16 protein-coding genes and 1 riboswitch are annotated in these 18992 nt (G+C 36.7%); of the genes, 10 read left to right on the top strand and 6 right to left on the bottom strand.

Going from position 1 to position 18992, the window contains the following annotated elements; genetic code table 11:
* Positions 1 to 112 precede the first annotated feature (112 nt).
* Positions 113 to 1381 (bottom strand): MFS transporter, encoded by a 1269-nt coding sequence (locus AC4D4A_RS17745; RefSeq protein WP_490997080.1) that lies wholly within the window; start codon positions 1379 to 1381, stop codon positions 113 to 115.
* A 627-nt stretch (positions 1382 to 2008) separates the two neighbouring features.
* Here AC4D4A_RS17745 and AC4D4A_RS17740 point away from each other — a divergent pair.
* Positions 2009 to 2212, top strand: a complete 204-nt coding sequence (locus AC4D4A_RS17740) for a hypothetical protein (RefSeq protein WP_490997079.1) — start codon at positions 2009 to 2011, stop codon at positions 2210 to 2212.
* A 173-nt stretch (positions 2213 to 2385) separates the two neighbouring features.
* Here the strand turns inward: AC4D4A_RS17740 and AC4D4A_RS17735 are convergent, their stop codons facing one another.
* A complete protein-coding gene (locus tag AC4D4A_RS17735) occupies positions 2386 to 3108 on the bottom strand; it encodes a hypothetical protein (protein WP_490997078.1) in 723 nt (240 codons plus the stop codon).
* An 870-nt stretch (positions 3109 to 3978) separates the two neighbouring features.
* On the opposite strand from AC4D4A_RS17735, the gene AC4D4A_RS17730 reads away from it, so the two are divergent.
* From AC4D4A_RS17730 to AC4D4A_RS17715, 4 genes are all read left to right on the top strand, one after another.
* Positions 3979 to 5121, top strand: a complete 1143-nt coding sequence (locus AC4D4A_RS17730; protein ID WP_490997077.1) for a BMP family lipoprotein — start codon at positions 3979 to 3981, stop codon at positions 5119 to 5121.
* 127 nt (positions 5122 to 5248) lie between these two features.
* Complete coding sequence (locus AC4D4A_RS17725; RefSeq protein ID WP_490997076.1) at positions 5249 to 6781, top strand: ABC transporter ATP-binding protein; 1533 nt, start codon at positions 5249 to 5251, stop codon at positions 6779 to 6781.
* The gene (locus tag AC4D4A_RS17720; protein ID WP_490997075.1) at positions 6774 to 7925 is read left to right on the top strand and encodes an ABC transporter permease; all 1152 of its coding nucleotides are present in this window, start codon (positions 6774 to 6776) and stop codon (positions 7923 to 7925) included. Before AC4D4A_RS17725 ends, AC4D4A_RS17720 begins: the two co-directional genes overlap by 8 nt.
* Positions 7925 to 8884: an ABC transporter permease gene (locus tag AC4D4A_RS17715; protein WP_490997074.1), complete on the top strand. Its 960-nt coding sequence runs from the start codon at positions 7925 to 7927 to the stop codon at positions 8882 to 8884. Before AC4D4A_RS17720 ends, AC4D4A_RS17715 begins: the two co-directional genes overlap by 1 nt.
* 282 nt (positions 8885 to 9166) lie before the next feature.
* Here the strand turns inward: AC4D4A_RS17715 and AC4D4A_RS17710 are convergent, their stop codons facing one another.
* Positions 9167 to 9658, bottom strand: coding sequence for a DinB family protein (locus tag AC4D4A_RS17710; protein WP_490997073.1), 492 nt, complete (start codon positions 9656 to 9658; stop codon positions 9167 to 9169).
* A gap of 456 nt (positions 9659 to 10114) precedes the next feature.
* A riboswitch (purine riboswitch) is annotated at positions 10115 to 10219 on the top strand.
* Between the two features lie 82 nt (positions 10220 to 10301).
* On the opposite strand from AC4D4A_RS17710, the gene ade reads away from it, so the two are divergent.
* Positions 10302 to 12011, top strand: coding sequence for an adenine deaminase (gene ade, locus AC4D4A_RS17705; RefSeq protein WP_490997072.1), 1710 nt, complete (start codon positions 10302 to 10304; stop codon positions 12009 to 12011).
* A gap of 497 nt (positions 12012 to 12508) precedes the next feature.
* On the opposite strand, the gene AC4D4A_RS17700 is transcribed toward ade, so the two are convergent.
* The 3 genes from AC4D4A_RS17700 to AC4D4A_RS17690 are packed head-to-tail and all read right to left on the bottom strand — an operon-like array spanning position 12509 to position 14673.
* Positions 12509 to 12877, bottom strand: a complete 369-nt coding sequence (locus AC4D4A_RS17700) for a hypothetical protein (RefSeq protein WP_490997071.1) — start codon at positions 12875 to 12877, stop codon at positions 12509 to 12511.
* A gap of 54 nt (positions 12878 to 12931) precedes the next feature.
* Entirely contained in the window at positions 12932 to 14005 is a 1074-nt protein-coding gene (locus tag AC4D4A_RS17695) for a HAMP domain-containing sensor histidine kinase (RefSeq protein ID WP_490997070.1), read from the bottom strand.
* The gene (locus AC4D4A_RS17690; RefSeq protein WP_490997069.1) at positions 14002 to 14673 is read right to left on the bottom strand and encodes a response regulator transcription factor; all 672 of its coding nucleotides are present in this window, start codon (positions 14671 to 14673) and stop codon (positions 14002 to 14004) included. The genes AC4D4A_RS17695 and AC4D4A_RS17690 overlap by 4 nt, the downstream gene beginning before the upstream one ends.
* A 300-nt stretch (positions 14674 to 14973) precedes the next feature.
* Between AC4D4A_RS17690 and bsh the strand changes: the two genes are divergently transcribed.
* From bsh to AC4D4A_RS17670, 4 genes are all read left to right on the top strand, one after another.
* Positions 14974 to 15972 (top strand): choloylglycine hydrolase, encoded by a 999-nt coding sequence (gene bsh, locus AC4D4A_RS17685; protein ID WP_490997068.1) that lies wholly within the window; start codon positions 14974 to 14976, stop codon positions 15970 to 15972.
* Positions 15973 to 16380: 408 nt separating this feature from the next.
* Positions 16381 to 16752, top strand: coding sequence for a DUF956 family protein (locus tag AC4D4A_RS17680; RefSeq protein ID WP_490997067.1), 372 nt, complete (start codon positions 16381 to 16383; stop codon positions 16750 to 16752).
* Between the two features lie 419 nt (positions 16753 to 17171).
* Complete coding sequence (locus AC4D4A_RS17675; RefSeq protein WP_490997066.1) at positions 17172 to 18140, top strand: mannose/fructose/sorbose PTS transporter subunit IIA; 969 nt, start codon at positions 17172 to 17174, stop codon at positions 18138 to 18140.
* Between the two features lie 43 nt (positions 18141 to 18183).
* Positions 18184 to 18987 carry a PTS mannose/fructose/sorbose transporter subunit IIC gene (locus tag AC4D4A_RS17670; RefSeq protein ID WP_490997093.1) on the top strand — a complete coding sequence of 268 codons (804 nt, stop codon included), beginning with the start codon at positions 18184 to 18186 and terminating at the stop codon, positions 18985 to 18987.
* Positions 18988 to 18992: the final 5 nt, after the last annotated feature.

Genomic DNA, 18992 nt, shown 5'->3' with positions numbered 1-18992 from the left:
AGAAAACGTCCCCTTTGCGTTTAAAGCAAACTGCTAATAGACAAGTGAAAAAGGAGGGTATTAAAAAAGCGAAACCACGGATGTGATTTCGCTTACTTCTTAACTATATCGTTTAATTCCATTGACCTGCTTTTTCTAATTTTTCTTTCCCTTTGAACGCAATGATGATTAACAAGACACTTAACAGAATCATCCCTGCAACAGCATATAACACGTATAGATAGCTGCCCGTTGCATCAAATACAAACCCATAAGCAGGGAGCGCCGTAATACCTGCTAATGCTAATCCTAATGCTGCCGTTCCATAAATGGCACCATATTCTTTCGTGCCGAAGATAGAGGTAGTCAATAACGGTCCTAGCGTTCCAACAGATGAAGAAACAAATCCAAATAGTCCGATTGCCACTGAAAATACCATTGGATTGTCTGGTAAGAAGATTAATAAGAAAACGGAAATCAATCCAACGAACATGGAGAAAAAGGTGGTTTTCTTTGCACCCATTTTGTCGGTCAAGAAACCGAATACCAAGGATCCAACTAAAACACCAAACATGAACACACCCATGACATTTCCGGCAAACTGGACATCATACCCAATGCTTTGTGCGTAAGGGGCAATAAATTGAGCAAAACTTGCAACCGCGGTAATTAAGAATAAAAAGAATAATAGTGCATAAAAGGCCAATGACTTTTTCGCCACTGCGGCTGTGACACCTTTGTTTTCTAACGTTTGTGCGTCTTGTTTCGAATCGTTAGCTTCTGCCTTGTCCAAGCCATAAGGTAATAGACCTTTTTGTAGTGGTGACATACGTATGAACAGTAAAACCACTGGTATTACAATGATAATCGCCGCAATCCCAACGATGATGTAAGAAGTTCTCCAACCTTGTGAGGCAATTAACGTTCCTACATACGGTTGTATGACCGCCCCAAACATTCCACTCGCTGCCATCATAATACCAAGGGCTAGTCCGTTTCGTTTTTTAAACCATTGGTTTATAAGAACGGGACCTGCCAATTGTGTCACAAGAACACTACCGACAGACAGTGGGATTGCTAATAAATACCATCCCCATACCGAGTTCATCATACCAAATAACGCAAATGCACCGCCTTGTAATAGAATGGATACAATCAATACCATACGAATATCGTATTTACCCATTATTTTTCCGGCAAACGGTAAGAATACCATCATCGCAATGGATGAGACACTCAAGTATAGGGTAAGTTGTCCCATACCAACGCCTAAATCTTCTGACACAGGTGTTAAAAATAAACTGGCAGCATTATTTATACCACCACGTGCAACACCCATCATAATGGCTAACCCAAACAATACCCACCAAGCAAAATGAATTTTCTTCTTTTTCTGTTGCATGTTCTACCCCTCCTGTCCCTATATAATTTTTCTTTCGATAACCCTTTGCTTTCGCAAAAAAATATATCAGTATGTTCTATATTTATTTTACCTTATAAAAAAGGAGAGTTACAATTTTTGACTTCCTCTTTTTTATATACTCACATAATACCTTTATCGAAGCTTAGTAGGATTCACACCTGTTTTTAATATAGCTAATGAACAGGGAAAGGATGATGTATGTCATTGTAGAAATTGTTTGACCAAATATTCAGAATAATATTACTATAATTATATAATATATTAGCTTAATTCATACGTGTTCAATACGCCATGCCATTCCACCAGATGGCATTAGGAGCATATTAATTACTTGGCGCAAATTCAGAACAAGGAGGTGAAATTATGCAGGAGAGATTCCCGGGTATCGTGTGGTTTTGCGATCGCTGCAATACTTGCCTGAGCGAACAGCCGGGTTTTGATGACCACCACTATGTTTGGAAATGTACAGAGTGCGGTCATAAGAATAGCATTTCTTCGGATTCAATCTATGAATCTGAGGATGATTTTAGAAATTATGACAATTAAGTACAATTAGCTTAGGGTATTTTGAGTAGACTGCTTTATAAATATAAGGGAGGAAAAGCAATGTCAATTTTTGAACGTGACCACAGAGTTATTCCTTATAGTTTACTTAATGATGAATCTAAAGAACCTGATGAAATTGATGAATCTGAAGAATTTGATGAATCTTTAAGTGTTTACGAAGCTGCAGAGATATGGGCTTCGCACGGGAAAGATGAAGATTATATGTTTGGGTACACTGAAGAGGAATTGGAAGATGCTCTTTAAAAAACAACACCCTGCTAGCATTATATAGTTAGCAGGGTGTTGAACATCTCAGGGTTTGTATATCTTTTATTTTCTATTCGTACTTGAAGAGCAAATCCAGTATTGAAATTAGGCAGTAGCCTTCTAAAGGGACACTGTCTATTTATGTTTACTTTTTCTTTTTTTGCTTCAGTTTATTCCTTTGATTCTTCTTGATTAATTTCAAGATCCTTTATCTCTTCGTTAACTAAATTTAACTCTTCTTCTGATTCTTCAAAATCGATATCTTTGATGGGAACTTTGATTGTTTTATTTTCGATTAGCTTGTTTATTTCGTCTGTTAAATGGTCTTGTACCTTTTCTCTACCCGTTTCAATATGATCTCTAATTGTCTGTTCGATAATTGTGTTTGCTTGTTCATCATATATTTTTGCATCGTCATATGATGTCGGAGAGAGTATAGACTGTGCCCATCCTAAATTTTCATCGGATTCAACCAATTCTTTTGCGTAAAATGCAGTTAGTTGTGGCTCTTTAATTGTCAGTGTCTGCTCTTTTTTATTGTATTTGACGGTTTTCTTGTCAATCTCACCTCTATAACCCCATCTAACTAATGCTTTATATTTCAGTTCAACTACCTTTTCCATTCCCAAAACCTCGTTATAGAAAAAGTTCCCTTGTTTATCAACAGGTTTAAAAGTAGCTGTTACGGGATGTCCTGCTATGTAAGTCTCTTTAATGATATCTTGTATAGCTCCAATCTCTAATTCGGTAATGTTATAGATTTCTATTCCTAGTGGGGCGATAATTGTTTCTTTTGTTTCAGAGTCTCCGAAAAACACTTTCCCTAGAAAAAATACCCCTAGAAGAATTGCTGTAGAAGCTACTCCAATAATAAATAATTTAACTTTTGACATGATGTTCTTCCTTTCATAGATGTTTTTATATTAAAGTGAGCGGTGTTATTTTTTGTGAAATGACAATGTTAAAGTGATCAAAATAATAGCAATAAAATAAAGAAAGGAAAATATTGAACTAGCACTCAAGAATAGATTGTAATGGTTCTGTTCACTTCAGAATCAGCAAGAACTCTCATGTGGACCTTTGTGAGCTGTTGTAGATTCAAAATGTATGGTTAGTGTTTCCCATATATTACTCATAAGGTTTCTACTACTCTGATTAAATGGGTATGTTTGAACAAAGATGAGCTAGTAAAATTTATTAATTAAAGTGATGTCAGGAGAGGCGAGAACAACAAAAGAAAAACTGAGTCACCCTTCTTTATATTAGGATAATAAAATTCTAATTGTTTGTGAATAAATAGACCGAATATTTTTATATTTATTGTATTGGATTTATAAACGTGTACTGAATCCGGATATATCGCAATAGCAAGTGATTTTCTTGCCCAGTGAGGGAAGGAGCTGTAGTCATAATATAGTCGAATTATCATTTCCTTTTGATTAAGGAAGTTTTTTTATAATATGACTCTTATTGGATATTTCGCTTTTCTGTTAAGTTTTTGCTGAATATACTTGTTTTTTAAATCAATTTTAGATATAACACGAATATTTATTTATATTTAAGTAATAACGTACGGTTTTTGTTGACGTTGGAAATTCCTAATGTTATTATTGTTAAGTAAAAACGAATACTATTTCGATATAATATTAAGGTTATAACCTCAAGGTTTTTTACTGTCGCTTGACGTTTTTATAAATAAGAGTCAAGAGCCAGTACAAATAGTTGTTTTTTATAAGTTTACAAAAATAGAGGAGGATAATTTCTTGAAACAAAGTACTAAAAAAATAGTAATGGTCTTATTCATGGCTTTAATGACTGTTGCTATGGCAGCGTGTGGAAACAGTGAAGATAAAGCAGGATCCGAGAGTAACGGAGAAGGATTAAAAATTGCTATTGTAACAAGTCTAACTGGTGTTGATGATGGCAACTTTAACGAAAATAACTATAATGGTATTTTAAAATTCATCGAAAACCATCCAACAGCTACTGTAAAAGCTATTAAAGAAGAAACGGGCGATCCTGCTGCAGGAGTACAAGCCGTTGCTGATATCGTGGCAGATTATGATGTGATTGTAACACCTGGCTTCCAGTTTGCTGGAGTTTCAAGTGTTGCTTTAGAAAATCCTGATAAGAAATTTATATTAATTGATTCTGAGCCTACACCTGTAGGTGACCAAAAAACGTTCGATAATATTTACTCTATGATGTTTGCTGAACAAGAAGGTGGCTTTTTTGCCGGAATGGCAGCAGCACTTGAAACAAAATCAAATAAAGTTGCAGTTGTAAATGGAATTGCTTACCCATCAAATGTAAACTATCAATTTGGTTTTGAATCGGGTGTAGAGTTTGTTAATAAAACATATGAAAAAAATGTTGAGGTTGTTGAGTTATCCGGATATGCAGGAACTGATGTCAACGGAGTGGATGTTGGCGGTAACTATGCAGGGTCTTTTGGTGATGAAGCAACAGGAAAAGTAATTGGTAATGCATTGATTAAAAAAGGTGTAGACCAAATCTTTGTTGCAGCAGGTGGCACAGGTAACGGTGTGTTCACTGCTGTTAAGGAAGCGAAAGGCGATGTTAAAGTAATTGGTTGTGATGTTGACCAATTTGATGATGGTGTAAATGGTTCTGAGAACATTGTATTAACATCTGCAGCTAAATTTATGGGCATGAACGTTGAAAAGCAATTAAATGCCATTGTTGACGGAAGCTTTAAAAGTGGAAACGTAGTTCTTCATGCAGATACAGATTCTACTGGATTTATAAAAGAAGAAGGCCGTCATCAATTATCAGAGGATACTCTTACGAAAATGAACGAAGCGTACGATTTAGTGAAAGAGGGTAAAATCGTACCTGCATCTAACTTTAATGGTCATACGCCAGAAAAATTCCCGGGATTGTAATATTCATTAGAAAAACATAGTGGAATAAATCTTTAGAAGTTTGTCGCCTTCTAATCTAAATAGATTAGGAGGAGGATGAACTTCTAATTTTTTCCTTTCTATTTTAATGTGATAAAGGAGAAGAAAGATGTCTGATTATATTGTAGAGATGAAACATATAACCAAACGATTTCCTGGAATAGTAGCGAATGATGATGTCTCTATCGGCATAAAAAAGGGAGAAATCTTCGCCTTACTTGGAGAAAATGGTGCTGGTAAATCAACGTTGATGAGTATGCTGGGTGGCATGTATGAACCGGATGAAGGCGAAATCTATATCCGGGGTGAGAAAGTGAATATCAGCTCACCTAACCATGCGGCGAAGCTCAATATAGGGATGGTCCATCAGCATTTCAAACTGGTATCAGATTACACGATTACAGAGAATATTATTTTGGGAATCGAGCCAATCAGAAAATTTGCAGGTCTCTTTCCATATGTGGATATTCGAAATGCCAATCGAAAAATTGAAGAACTGTCCAAAAGCTTTGGCTTAGAAGTGGATCCTACAAAAAAAATAGCAGATCTGAACGTTTCCATGCAACAACGAGTGGAAATTCTTAAGGTACTTTATCGTGAAGCGGATATCCTTATTTTTGATGAACCGACTGCAGTCTTAACGCCGCAGGAAATTGAATTCTTGCTGGATATAATCAAAGGACTGCGAGACGGTGGGAAAACGATCATATTAATTACACATAAGCTGGAAGAAATTAAGAAGGTGGCCGATCGATGCGCCGTATTGAATAAAGGCAGATTAGTCGATGTCCTGGATGTAAAGACAACATCGGTTAATCATATGGCTCAATTAATGGTAGGCAGAGAGGTAAACTTTGAAGCTGAGAAACTACCTGCTGAGTTTAAAGAGGAAGTATTAAAGGTAGAGCATCTAACCGTTAAAAATGAAGATGGGTTTGAAGTAGTGAAAGATGTATCCTTTACCATTCGCAGCGGTGAAATCTTTGCCATTGCAGGGGTTGCAGATAATGGACAGGTTGAAATAGCGGATGCAATAGCTGGACTAACAAAAGTCAGCAACGGAACTATACATCTTAATGGCAAGGATATCACGAATGAAACAATAAGAAGCAGAACAGAAGCAGGTATATCGTATATCCCTGAAGATAGACAAAGCTTTGGCTTATTTTTGGATTTCGATTTAGCTACTAACCTAGCATTAAAGCAGTATTATAAGGAGCCTTTTTCTAGTAAGTGGATGCTAAATAAAGAGGAATTCGAGCGATCTGGCAGTGAGTTGATTGATAAATATGATATTAGAAGCGGACAAGGCGTCAAAACGCAAGTTCGTTCGATGAGCGGCGGTAATCAGCAAAAAGCCATTATTGCTCGAGAAATCGAATTACAATCACCTCTTATGATCTTCGTTCAACCAACACGGGGAGTAGATATTGGCGCAATCGAAAATATTCATAAGATGATCATTCAGGAACGTGATCGTGGAAAAGCGATTCTCCTTATATCATTGGAGCTAGATGAAATTATGAATGTAGCAGATACGATAGGAGTTATCTATAATGGCCAACTTCAAAAGATTGCTAGCAGAGAGTCATTAACGACCAATGAAGTCGGTGAATATATGATGGGGGCAAAGCATGAGTAAAGATAGAAAGAGTAATAACTTACGTAGTAGTCTTATTCGGCTAATAAATAATGAGAAGTGGCAATCAATCTCCATTCCATTAGTCGCCATAATTATAAGTTTTATTGCGGCAGCTATTGTCATACTTTTAATGGGTAAAAATCCTTTGCAGGCGTTCTACAACTTATTTCAAGGGGCAGGAATTTTACCGAAGCCATTTTATGCTGGCTATAAAAGCATGCTGACTGATTTCATGAGTTTGCTGAACGCGATGACGCCGCTTTTATTTGCGAGCTTGGCAGTTGCTGTCGCATTTAGAGCGGGTCTATTTAATATTGGGGTTGCCGGTCAAATGCTCGTCTCTGGTTTTTTTGCGACGATTATTGTCGGCTACAGTGGCTTGGATGCGGTAATCGCAAAGCCGCTTGTTTTACTGATTGGTATAGTCACAGGGGGACTAATGGGAGGATTAGTTGGGTGGCTCAAATATAAATTTAACATCAATGAAGTCGTATCTACGATTATGTTGAATTATATTGCTCAATATGTCATTAGCTTTTTTATTCAAATGTATTATATTGATCCAGTCTCAAGGCAATCTAAATATATTTCTGAAGCAGCAAGATTAACATTGGCGAATGTTGAAATAGGGGCCTTGAAAATGGATATTCCGTTAGGCTTTGTTTTGGCCATCATTACCGCTATTTTAATAAAGATCCTCATGGACAAAACGGTTGTTGGATTTGATATTAAAGCGGTAGGCTCCAACCGCAATGCAGCAAAATATGCGGGAATTAATGTAGGAAGAAATACAGTCCTGGCAATGGTTATATCGGGTAGTTTGGCTGGACTTGCCGGTGTCACATATTATTTAGGTTATTACGCTTCTATACAACCAAAGGTATTGTCAGACATCGGCTTTGATTCCATTGCTGTAGCCCTATTAGGAAACTCTCATCCAATTGGTGTTATTTTTTCATCATCTTTAATATCAATCATTGATCAAGGAAGCACGTATATGAGTTCACAGGCAGGCATTAGACAAGAGATTTCTTCTGTGATCATCGGGTTGATCCTTTTATTTAGTGCATGTGGTGTATACCTGAAATATAAAATTAGCCGCATGAATGAAAAAGCAGTGGAACGAAAGGAGAGTAAATCATAATGGATACAGTACTTATTGATGGTCTATCCTTTGCTTTGCCTCTTTTTATTATAGCAATTGGCGGTATATACAGTGAAAAGAGTGGTATTACCAACTTAGCACTTGAAGGATTTCAAGGTTTTGGGGCATTCATCGGGGCGCTGTCAGCTGTATTAATCGCAAATGCCTTTGGTACAGATATTCAAGATTTGTTTTACGTAGCGTTATTATTTGCTATGCTTGGCGGGATGGTTTTTGCCGTTATTCACGCTGTACTATGCATTAAGTTTAAGGCAAACCAAGTTATCAGTGGTGTCGTCATTAATATACTGGCGTTGGCTTTAACAACATTCTTAACGACACAAATCAATGCGCTTGTCTTCGGAACTGCTTCGGACAAGTTCCAGTTAGGTGTCATGGAGCGGTTTACTATTGCTGGTTTAGCCGATATACCAGTAATAGGTGCAATCTTTACGAATGTGTATCCGTTTGAAGTAATTATCATCGTGATTGCCATTTTTGCTTGGTATCTTTTATATAAAACAAAGTTCGGCATGCGCTTAAGGGCGTGCGGGGAAAATCCTCATTCCGTGGATGCAGCAGGTGTAGATGTAGCGAAAATCAGGTTTACAGCAGTCTTAATATCAGGTCTATTATCTGGTCTGGGCGGCATGTGTTTTGCCTATTCCATTTCAGCTAACTTTTCTTCCAGCATTTATATGGGATATGGATTTTTAGCGATTGCTGCATTAATTTTTGGTAATTGGAAGATTGTCCCGACGCTAGCTGCGTGTCTTTTGTTTGGTTTTGCGAAATCTGGTGGAGCTTTTATTGCTCAATCAATGGCATTGCCAAGCAGTTATACTGATTTATTTATGATTTTGCCGTATGTATTAACATTATTGTTATTAATCTTCTTTTCTAAATCAAACCGTGCTCCGAAAGCATTAGGTGAGATTTATGACAAAGGAAAGAGATAAATAAATTTACTAAGCAGTTTCCATGGGCTAACATGTTAAATTTGGTTAACGAAACGTGTGAGTATCGATAAATTACGGTTCAAGATAATGCACACTCTTATCGTGCGTCGACATAAGGTGGAAATATACCTAGTGTGTGGGCATACAGTCCACATGTGGATAGTGTAGCAAAGCTTATAATGAATAAGGCAGCAGCCCTCATTGGGGGCGCTGCTTTTTTCGGTTTCTCACAATGAACAAAGCTGTATTTAATGTGAATTATCTTATCTGATTGTCAGGTACCTACCAAATGCTATCCCAAGAGGATTGCAACTTTCGCAATAGAACAATTTGGCCGATATGATATGAATCGTGCATCATGATATTGCTGAGTAAACGCTCAATAGAGTACCTGTTAGCTGCATACAATGTTTTTAGCTTTTCATCCTCAAGGTCCGCAATGACCGTTTTTAATTTATTCATGACTTCAATAAGGCGCTGCACTGTCTGGACCCATCTGATTTCGTCTTCTGGATCTCCTGGATTTCCGAAGGTTTCTTCATTGTTTTCTGGCTTCTGCGGATTCTCGGTTCCCTTAATTCGATGGATTACATCTTCATTCCAAAATATCAAGTGGTTGACAATTTGCCAAATCGAATTGCTGTTTCCCGAACTTCGCCATGCCGCCTCAGCTGCGGTAACTCCATGAAGTGCCTGATTCATGGAAGCAAACCATTCATTCTCATGGCAATGCATGTCGAGTTGTTCTAAAAACAATTTAGTTACGACTTGCATACTACCAATCTCCTCCCTGTTTGGGATCATTTTTTAAAGTTAAAAGATAAGTAAAAAGCTGACGATAATAAAATCCTATAATCTATTTAGCAAAAAGCCACTCATACGCATATAATTTTGGACTGCTGGCTATATAAGGACGAATGTATTCTAAATAAAATGCTCTATACATTTATTTTGAGAATACAACCAAACTATAACACTCTGACTTTATTCGGCGCATCCAGCATGTATTCCTTCCACATAACAAATAAAGTTCTTATATATGGGATAGGTAGGCTATGCTTAACAAATTCCTCATAAATCTACGATTATTCCTGGTGATAAAAGCTATTGATTCCATACCTGGAAGTTAAAGATTAAAATAATTCATAAGAATAAATTTAGTAAAAATATTTCATTGACTATCAATGCATGTGTTGTTAGAATGCAAAAAAGGTTTACGAAATAAAAACAGTTATATTATAAAAATAAACTCGTATAATCTTGGAAATATGGTCCAAGAGTTTCTACAAACTAACCACTTTAATTAGTTCGTCTACGGGAATAGATACGTACAGAATGTATAGTAAACTGCTATTTTATTTATACATCCTTCTACTTTCTTATTTGTCCCGCTGAGCACAAAATGAGGAGGAATAAGATGAAAACCCCAAAACAAATCAAATCCCAAATATTAGCAGCAAGAAATATCAGTTTACCTGAGTTAGTTATTAAAAATGTTCAAACAGTAAATGTGTTTACGGATGAATTGGAGCGTGTGGATGTTGCCATTCACAATGGTAAGTTCGTAGGTATCGGCCATTATAATGGTAAAAAAGAAATCGATGGCACTCCATATACAATGGTTCCAGGTTTAATTGATTCACACGTCCACATCGAATCTAGTATGCTTTCTCCTTCTCAATTTCAAAAAGCTGTTTTACCGCGAGGAATTACGACTATTATCACAGATCCCCATGAAATAGCAAATGTCCAAGGGTTAAAAGGAATAGAATGGATGTTAAAAGACAGTGAAAACTGCCTATTGAATTATAGCTATCAACTGCCTTCCTGTGTCCCGGCAACTTCCTTTGAGGACAATGGAGCAACTCTGACGGCAGAGGATCTTGCGTCTCTTTATAATCATAAGCTTGTGCTTGGCTTGGCGGAAGTGATGGATTTCCCCGCAGTATTATCCGGTCAGGAAGATATAATATCAAAGCTGTCCGGGGCAATTATCAACAATGTTCCGATTGACGGACATGGTGCTGGTTTAAGCGGGAAAGATATTAATGCCTATTTGACAGCGGGTATTACAACGGATCATGAATGCGTAAAACCAGATGAAATGATTGAACGCGTCAGACGAGGTATGTATGTGATGCTTCGCGAAGGCTCTGCTGCCCGCAATCTTCATGATTTGTTAGCCGGCTATAGTAAAGAGCTTTCGCATCGTTTAATGTTTTGTACAGACGATAAGCATATAGATGATTTATTGGAAGAGGGAAGTATTGATTATCATGTACGTGAATGCTTAAAGGCTGGAATCGATGTATATTCTATTATGAGAATGGCATCCCTTAATGCGGCTCAATGCTACAATCTAAAAGGGAAAGGGGCAATTGCTCCTGGCTATGATGCTGATTTTATTTTATTGAATGCAATAGAAGAATTTGATATACATTCTGTTTGGGTAAACGGCATCCGTTACGAAGAAAAAAACGAGCAATTGAAAGAAGCACCTTTTGAAAATACCGTGATATTGGGAAGCTACTCAAAGGAGCTTTTACATCTGCCATTGACTTCTGATGTAGCAAGGGTAATTGAAATTATTCCTAACTCGATTGTGACGAAAAAAGCTCAATACAAGGTACCAGCTGTCAATGGCCTGTTTGTGCCAACTGAAGAAGAGGATTTCGTAAAAATGGCTGTAGTCGAAAGACATAAAGGTACAGGAAGTGTAGGAGTCGGTATTGTAAAGGGCTTCTGTCTGCAAAAAGGAGCTATTGCTACAACGATTGCTCATGATTCGCATAATATTATATGCATCGGAAAGAATGATGAAGATATGGATGTCGCTATCAGGCAGCTTGAGAAAATTGGCGGAGGTATTTCGATTGCTTGCAATGGAGAGACAATCGCTTCATTATCATTGCCTGTTGCAGGATTAATGACAACCATCTCACCTGAAGAATTAAATCATCAATACAGCCAACTGCTGAGTGCACTTTCATCACTTGGCATCACGGATGAATTTTCACCTTTACTAACATTATCCTTCTTGGCCTTGCCAGTTATTCCTTCGTTAAAGCTTACGAATCAAGGATTGTTTGATGTTGATTCATTTACGTTTGTAGATGTAAGTGTATAAATTAATTGGAGGGTCTCTCTAAAGTCTTCAATGATTTTTGAGAGGCCCTTCTTTGTTTGTGCAGGTGCGTATGAATCCTCCCCAGTAAATTTGTTTAAAATATCCATTGGATGGAGCACCTGTATATATAACTAATTCAGTGAAAAAGTGTCGCTAAGCTTAGAAATGAGGCAGTAGCCCTCCGTAATAAGGGAGCTGCCTTTTTATATTAGAGAATGCAGTAATTATTGGATAACTATATAAGGTTGATTCCACAAACCTAGTGTAAGTACATATCCTGCTGCTGCACCCATCAATAATGTAATAAAAGTCCTTTTGTTTTCCATCTTGTAATATCTCCTTTGTATACTTCATTTGATAGTTGTATTTTACCTATTTGATGTTTGCAAATTGCAAAAGAAATGTTTATTAAATGTTAAAATGAAAAAAATATTATCCATATATAAAAGAATCCTATAAACGATTACCGTTTATAGGATGTTATACTTCCATTATGGCTATTTTAATAAATCCTCGCTCAAAGATAGTATCTGTGGTGCTAGTTTTTCTCGTTTTCTTTTTGTTATTTTCACATATATGGGATAGGCAACGCTTATTAGCACAATTCCTAAAAAACCTACAATTATTCCTGGTATGAAAAGCTGTTCATCCCATACTAGACAGCAGCTCATACCTATTCCAAATAATAATGTTCCTATAAGGCCTGACATAATGGCCAAGATTGTTCCTGGTCTTTCTGCACTTTTATCCAAATTTCGTAACTGTTCGAATGGATCATCTTCCTTTTTCATATATTTCTTTTTAATAGCTTCTATTTCTGACTGCCTTTTTGCAGAATATGTATACTCAAATTTACTATTTTCCATCATTGTCATCCATTCCTGATTTATATTTACGCATAAGATAATATTTCTATCATTTTATTCGATTACGTTCTCCTTTAAGTAGACAGTAAACGTGCTTCCTTCTCCCGTTGTACTTTGTACATGAATATCTCCACCAACTATATCAATCACTTTCTTTACCAATGCTAGTCCCAAACCGTTTCCTTGCGTAGCATGGGAAGTATCCCCCTGATAAAATTTTTCGAAAATATGCTTTCCTGTTTCAGGGCTAATGCCACAACCGCTGTCGCTGACTTCTACAAATGCAGTAAGTCCTTCTTTTTTTACCTTAATACCAACAGTTCCGCCATGATCCGTAAACTTTATCGCATTTGAAAACAGATTGTTCCATACTAGACTTAACAGTTCGGCATCTTCGTGTATGAAAATATCTTCCTCTAAATCGGTTTCAATATTAATGTTCTTACTTCCCCATGATTGTTCAAACAAAAGTAAACATTCGCAAATCTGTTCTGTTAAATTATAATGTTTTCTCTCCGGAAAGATTTGTTGATTTTCCAGGCGATTTAATTTCAATATATTTGTAATCAGACCAGATAATCTTCTTGTCTGCTCGGTAATGGCCTTTGCATATTCTACCTTCTGTTTTTCAGAAAGGGAATGTCCCTGAAGCAGCGTTCCATAATTTTGGATAGCCGCAAGGGGGGTCTTAATTTCATGAGAGACATTTGAAATAAAATCTGTTCGGAGAGTTTCTACTCCAGACAACTCTATAGCCAGTTCATTAATCCCTTTGATAATTGCATCGAATTCATTGCTGCTGTTTTCATTTCTAATATAGGGAATCTGTGTGTTGAAATTGCCGGACATTATTTCATCCAGACCTGCCTGAATCCGTGCTATTGGTTTTCTTACCATCAAGGTCCGGCGAATTTCATCAATCATACTGAAAATAAATGTGAGAATGATAACGTTTAAGAAGGTAATGGGAACAGCTGCTTTCATTTCTTCCGTCGTCAAATCAACCCAATGTAAAAACAGAACCAGATTGCAAGTAACTACAAATGCCATCAGTATAAAAAATATTAGGAATCTCCCAAAATTAAATAAAAACTTTTTCCTATTTCGTTCATCAGTTGTAATTCTCATTTGAGCACCGTCTTATATCCTAATCCATGTACGGTAACTATTTCAAAATCATTGCACGCAGAAAACTTATCTCTCAATTTTGTAATATAAACATCCACTACACGTGGTCCTGACTGAGATTCGGCACCCCAGAATTCATCCATCAACTGAGTTCTTGTAAATGTTTTCTTCGGGTATGACAACAGCTTATACAATAATTTGAATTCTCTTACTGTCAGATTGATTTCTTCCTCGTTTAAATAAGCTGAGTGCTCTTCAATATCAAGCCTTAGCTGGCCAATCTCGATTTTTTTATTGGATGCAATTTTTGCCCTGCGGAGCAATGCTTCTAGTCGAAGGAGTAATTCATCCAAATCGACAGGTTTAACCATGTAATCATCCACACCGGCATGGAATCCTTTTCTTTTTGATTCGAGATCTTCCTTTGCTGTCATAAATAACATAGGGATATCATTGTTCAATTCCCTAACAGACTTAGCAAATTCAAATCCATCAATCCCCGGCATCATTATGTCAGAAATAATTAAATCAAATATATGGTCAGTCATCGCATCATAGGCATCATTGACATTTTGAACACCTTTAGCTTGATAGCCGTTTAGGTTCAAATAAGTACAGACTGTCTGATTTAAATTTTCATTATCTTCTACTACTAATATTTGAAACATATGTATTCTCCTCGTTGTATTTTTGACATTATAGCATGTGATTGTTTACGAAATGTTAACGTATTATTAAAACGTCTAATAGATAAATAAAAGATATGCTATAAGAACCATCAGAAGAAGAAATTGGTCTATTGTTGACTGATACTAATGAGAGCCTAATCTAGAGTCTTTAAACAAAACTGATTCAATAATGATTACGATGTGAACATAGCTTGTATAAAAATTAAAAAATGCAGAAAAATATAGTGGATGATAGATGGTTATTTTTGCATATCTGATCTTTTGTAAGATAAAAATGAGGTGACCGATATTTGTACAGGATTAAGTATTCAATCTCAAGAGGGTAAGTGGTTTTTTGGAAGGAATATGGACTTAGCCTATTACTTCAATCAAGCAGTTATGATTATCCCAAGAAATTATCAATATCAAGATAGAGTCTCAGGTAATATGGTAACCAATAAACGCGCTATCATTGGAATGGGGACGGTAATTGATAACCATCCTCTTCTGGCGGATGCTATGAACGAAGTTGGCCTAGCCTGCGCAGGATTAAATTTTGAAGGGTACGCGTACTTTGAGAAAGAACCGATTGAAGGGAAAAATAATATTGCACCCTACGACTTTATACAATGGGTTTTATCAAATCACGAAACAGTAGAAGAAGTTAAACGTGGGATTGAGCATCTAGAACTTGTGGATTGCCCAATCAATGAAAATACACCGGTTTCAATGCTTCATTGGATGATTGCAGATAAGACAGGAAAGGCTATTGTGGTAGAAAAGACAAAAGACCGCTTGACTGTACATGACAATCTGATAGGAGTTTTGACCAACAATCCTACCTTTGATTGGCATTTAACTAACTTGAATGAGTATTTACATCTGACACCGATTTCACCAAAAGAAACAAAATGGGGTAAGCAAACATTAAAAGCATTAGGCATTGGAGCTGGAACATTAGGGATACCCGGTGACTTTGCTTCTGTTTCCAGATTTGTAAGGATTGCTTATATTCGTACACATATGCCTAAAATTGAAGGAGATATTCACTCTATTACTCAATTTTTTCATATGCTGGATTATGTAAAAATGGTTAAAGGTGGGGTCCTTACAGATGAAGGATTAGAGGATGGTACAACCTATTCCTCTTGTATGGATCAAGAAAAAGGTGTTTATTACTATAGAACGTATGAAAATAATCGTATCAATGCAATCGATATGCATAAGGAACAACTAGAGGGGACAAATCTTAAAATCTTTAAATACCTCACAAACCAGGATATCAACTATCAGAATTAGGTTCACTAAATTCACGAGCGTAATGTTTCATGTTTCTCGTAACATATTTATGTTTAAAGGCAGTCTGTCCTCACCGAATAGGGCGCTGCCTTTTACTGTTTCCAGTTTGGATTTATCGATATGTATGGACTTCGGCTATGCTTCTAGAGCTGTGCAAGCATTCTCTTGGCAAATGGTGAAGGAGTTGAGGTGTTACTGTCTAAAGATTCTTCAATTAGTGATTAGTTTCTTTTATTATTTCAATATAAGCTCAGTTAGTATCATCAGAAGAATATCCTCTATCAATCATCTACTGTTTAGTTCTATCTATGAAGATGGTTTTTCTATGATTATTAACTCTATTCACTTAAAGTGAGAAAATGCGTATAATAATGAATATTAAAAGAGAGAAATGGAGTAGTATATCAAATGGTTCAATCAATCAATACAAAAGATGAGTTAGTTATTGATGCGACCTCACATAACGGGCTTCCTGAATATGGAAAAATTATGATTGGTGACAAAGGATTTGAATTCTTTAATGAACGTGATGCTCGTAAATTTATTCAAATTCCTTGGGAGGAAGTTGATTATGTGATTGCTTCTATCATGTTTAAAGGGAAATGGATTCCGCGTTATGCTATTCAAACTAAACGAAATGGGACATTTACATTTTCCTCAAAGGATTCAAAAAAAGTTTTACGAGCCATTCGTGAACATGTTGATCCTACTCGTATGGTTCAATCATTAAGTTTCTTTGATGTAATCAAACGCAGTGTGAGTAGTATATTTAAAAAGTAATAGTTCACAAAAAAGATGAGTTGGAAGAACTTATCTTTTTTTGTCGAAAAAAAATTCCCTGATAAAGAGACTTTGGACATAGAAAAATTTAATCCTGCTTGAAAGCGAATTATTCGGCATGCTATAATCACTAAGAAAGTTTATTGAAATTTTCGAAAAGCTAGTCTAAATAACCATCTCCTTTATTTTTTACGCGATTCTACTTCGATCAGATGTAAGTAAAAAGTATTGATTGATGAAGAGAAAAAAGGGGTCTTTTTACCTGAAACTTCATTTAATCACTTTTTTTTATGTCTTTTTTTGTCGAATATAGTCGTTTTAGATGGTTGGAAAACACATCTATAGAAATCTATAAATATAGAAATAGACGTGTTTTACTGTATTAGTTGCTTGTAACAATAATAATAGGAGGTTAGAAGATGGTAGGGATTATCATTGCTAGTCATGGTGAATTTGCGAATGGTCTCTTGCAATCTGGAGAAATGATCTTCGGAGTACAAGAAAATGTAAAAGCTGTTACATTGATGCCGAGCGAAGGACCTGATGATGTAAAGGCAAAAATGAAAGATGCAATTGCCTCTTTCGATAACCAAGATGAAGTCTTATTCTTAGTCGATCTTTGGGGTGGTACTCCTTTCAACCAAGCCAACAGCTTGCTTGAAGAACATCAAGACAAATGGGCAATCGTTGCGGGTATGAACTTACCAATGTTGATTGAAGCTTTTGCATCTCGTTTCTCAATGGAAAAAGCTCATGAAATTGCCGCTCATATTTTGGGCACTGCTAAAGAAGGGGTTAAAGTAAAACCTGAAGATTTAGAACCTGTTGCAGAGGTTAAACCTACTGATAAACCTTCAACAGCTGGTGCACCTGGTAAATTTGAGTACGTGTTAGCTCGTATCGACTCTCGTTTGCTTCACGGACAAGTAGCTACTGGTTGGACTAAAGCAACAAATCCTACTCGTATCATCGTTGTATCTGATACCGTAGCTAAGGATGATCTTCGTAAGAAATTAATCCAACAAGCTGCTCCACCAGGTGTAAGGGCACATGTTGTTCCTGTACATAAAATGATTGAACTTGCAAAAGATGATCAACACTTTGGCGGTCAGCGCGCATTACTTCTTTTCGAAAACCCGCAGGATGCACTTAGGGCGGTTGAAGGTGGGGTTCCATTAGAGACAATCAATGTTGGTTCTATGGCACACTCACCTGGTAAAGTTCAACCGAATAAGGTATTGGCATTCAATCAAGAGGATATTGAGGCTTTTGCTAGTTTAAAAGAGCGTGGTTTGAAATTTGATGTACGTAAAGTTCCGAACGATTCAAAAGGCAACATGGACGAGATTATCAAGAAGGCTCAAGAAGAGTTAAACAAACAAAAATAATCATGATTATCACGAAAAAAAGGGAGGATAAATCATTATGGATTTGACTATTATTCAAATAATATTAGTCCTTTTCGTAGCATTCTTAGCCGGTGTAGAAGGAATTTTGGATGAATTCCATTTCCATCAGCCAATTATTGCATGTACGTTAATCGGCTTAGTTACAGGAGAACTTGTACCTTGTCTTATCTTAGGCGGTACGCTTCAAATGATTGCTTTAGGATGGGCAAATATTGGAGCAGCCGTAGCACCGGATGCTGCGTTAGCATCAGTTGCATCTGCTATTATTTTAGTTTTAAGTGGACAAGGTCAAGATGGAGTATCTTCTGCAATCGCGATTGCAGTTCCGCTTGCAGTTGCTGGCCTTTTATTAACAATTATCTGTCGTACGATTGCGACTGCATTTGTTCACTTTATGGATGCTGCAGCTGCAGAAGGAAATATCAGAGTAGTAGAATTTTGGCACATCGCTGCAATTTGTATGCAAGGTTTACGTATTGCAATCCCAGCTGGATTAATTTTAGCCATTGGTGCAGGTCCGGTTCGTAACTTGCTTGAATCTATGCCAATGTGGTTGACAAATGGTTTAGCTATCGGTGGTGGAATGGTCGTTGCTGTCGGTTATGCAATGGTTATTAATATGATGGCTACAAAAGAAGTATGGCCATTCTTTGCAATTGGATTCGTATTAGCAACTGTTACAGAAATCACACTTATTGGTTTAGGAGCTATCGGTGTGGCTCTGGCACTCATCTATTTAGCTCTTTCTAAACAAGGTGGTTCAGGTGGTAATGGCGGAAATGGTAATACAGGTGACCCAATAGGCGCTATTATTGATAATTACTAAGAAGG

Source organism: Pradoshia sp. Z5_111, assembly GCF_058267535.1.
The sequence above is the reverse complement of the archived record's forward strand: the minus strand, read 5'-3'. Positions and strand labels throughout refer to the sequence as shown.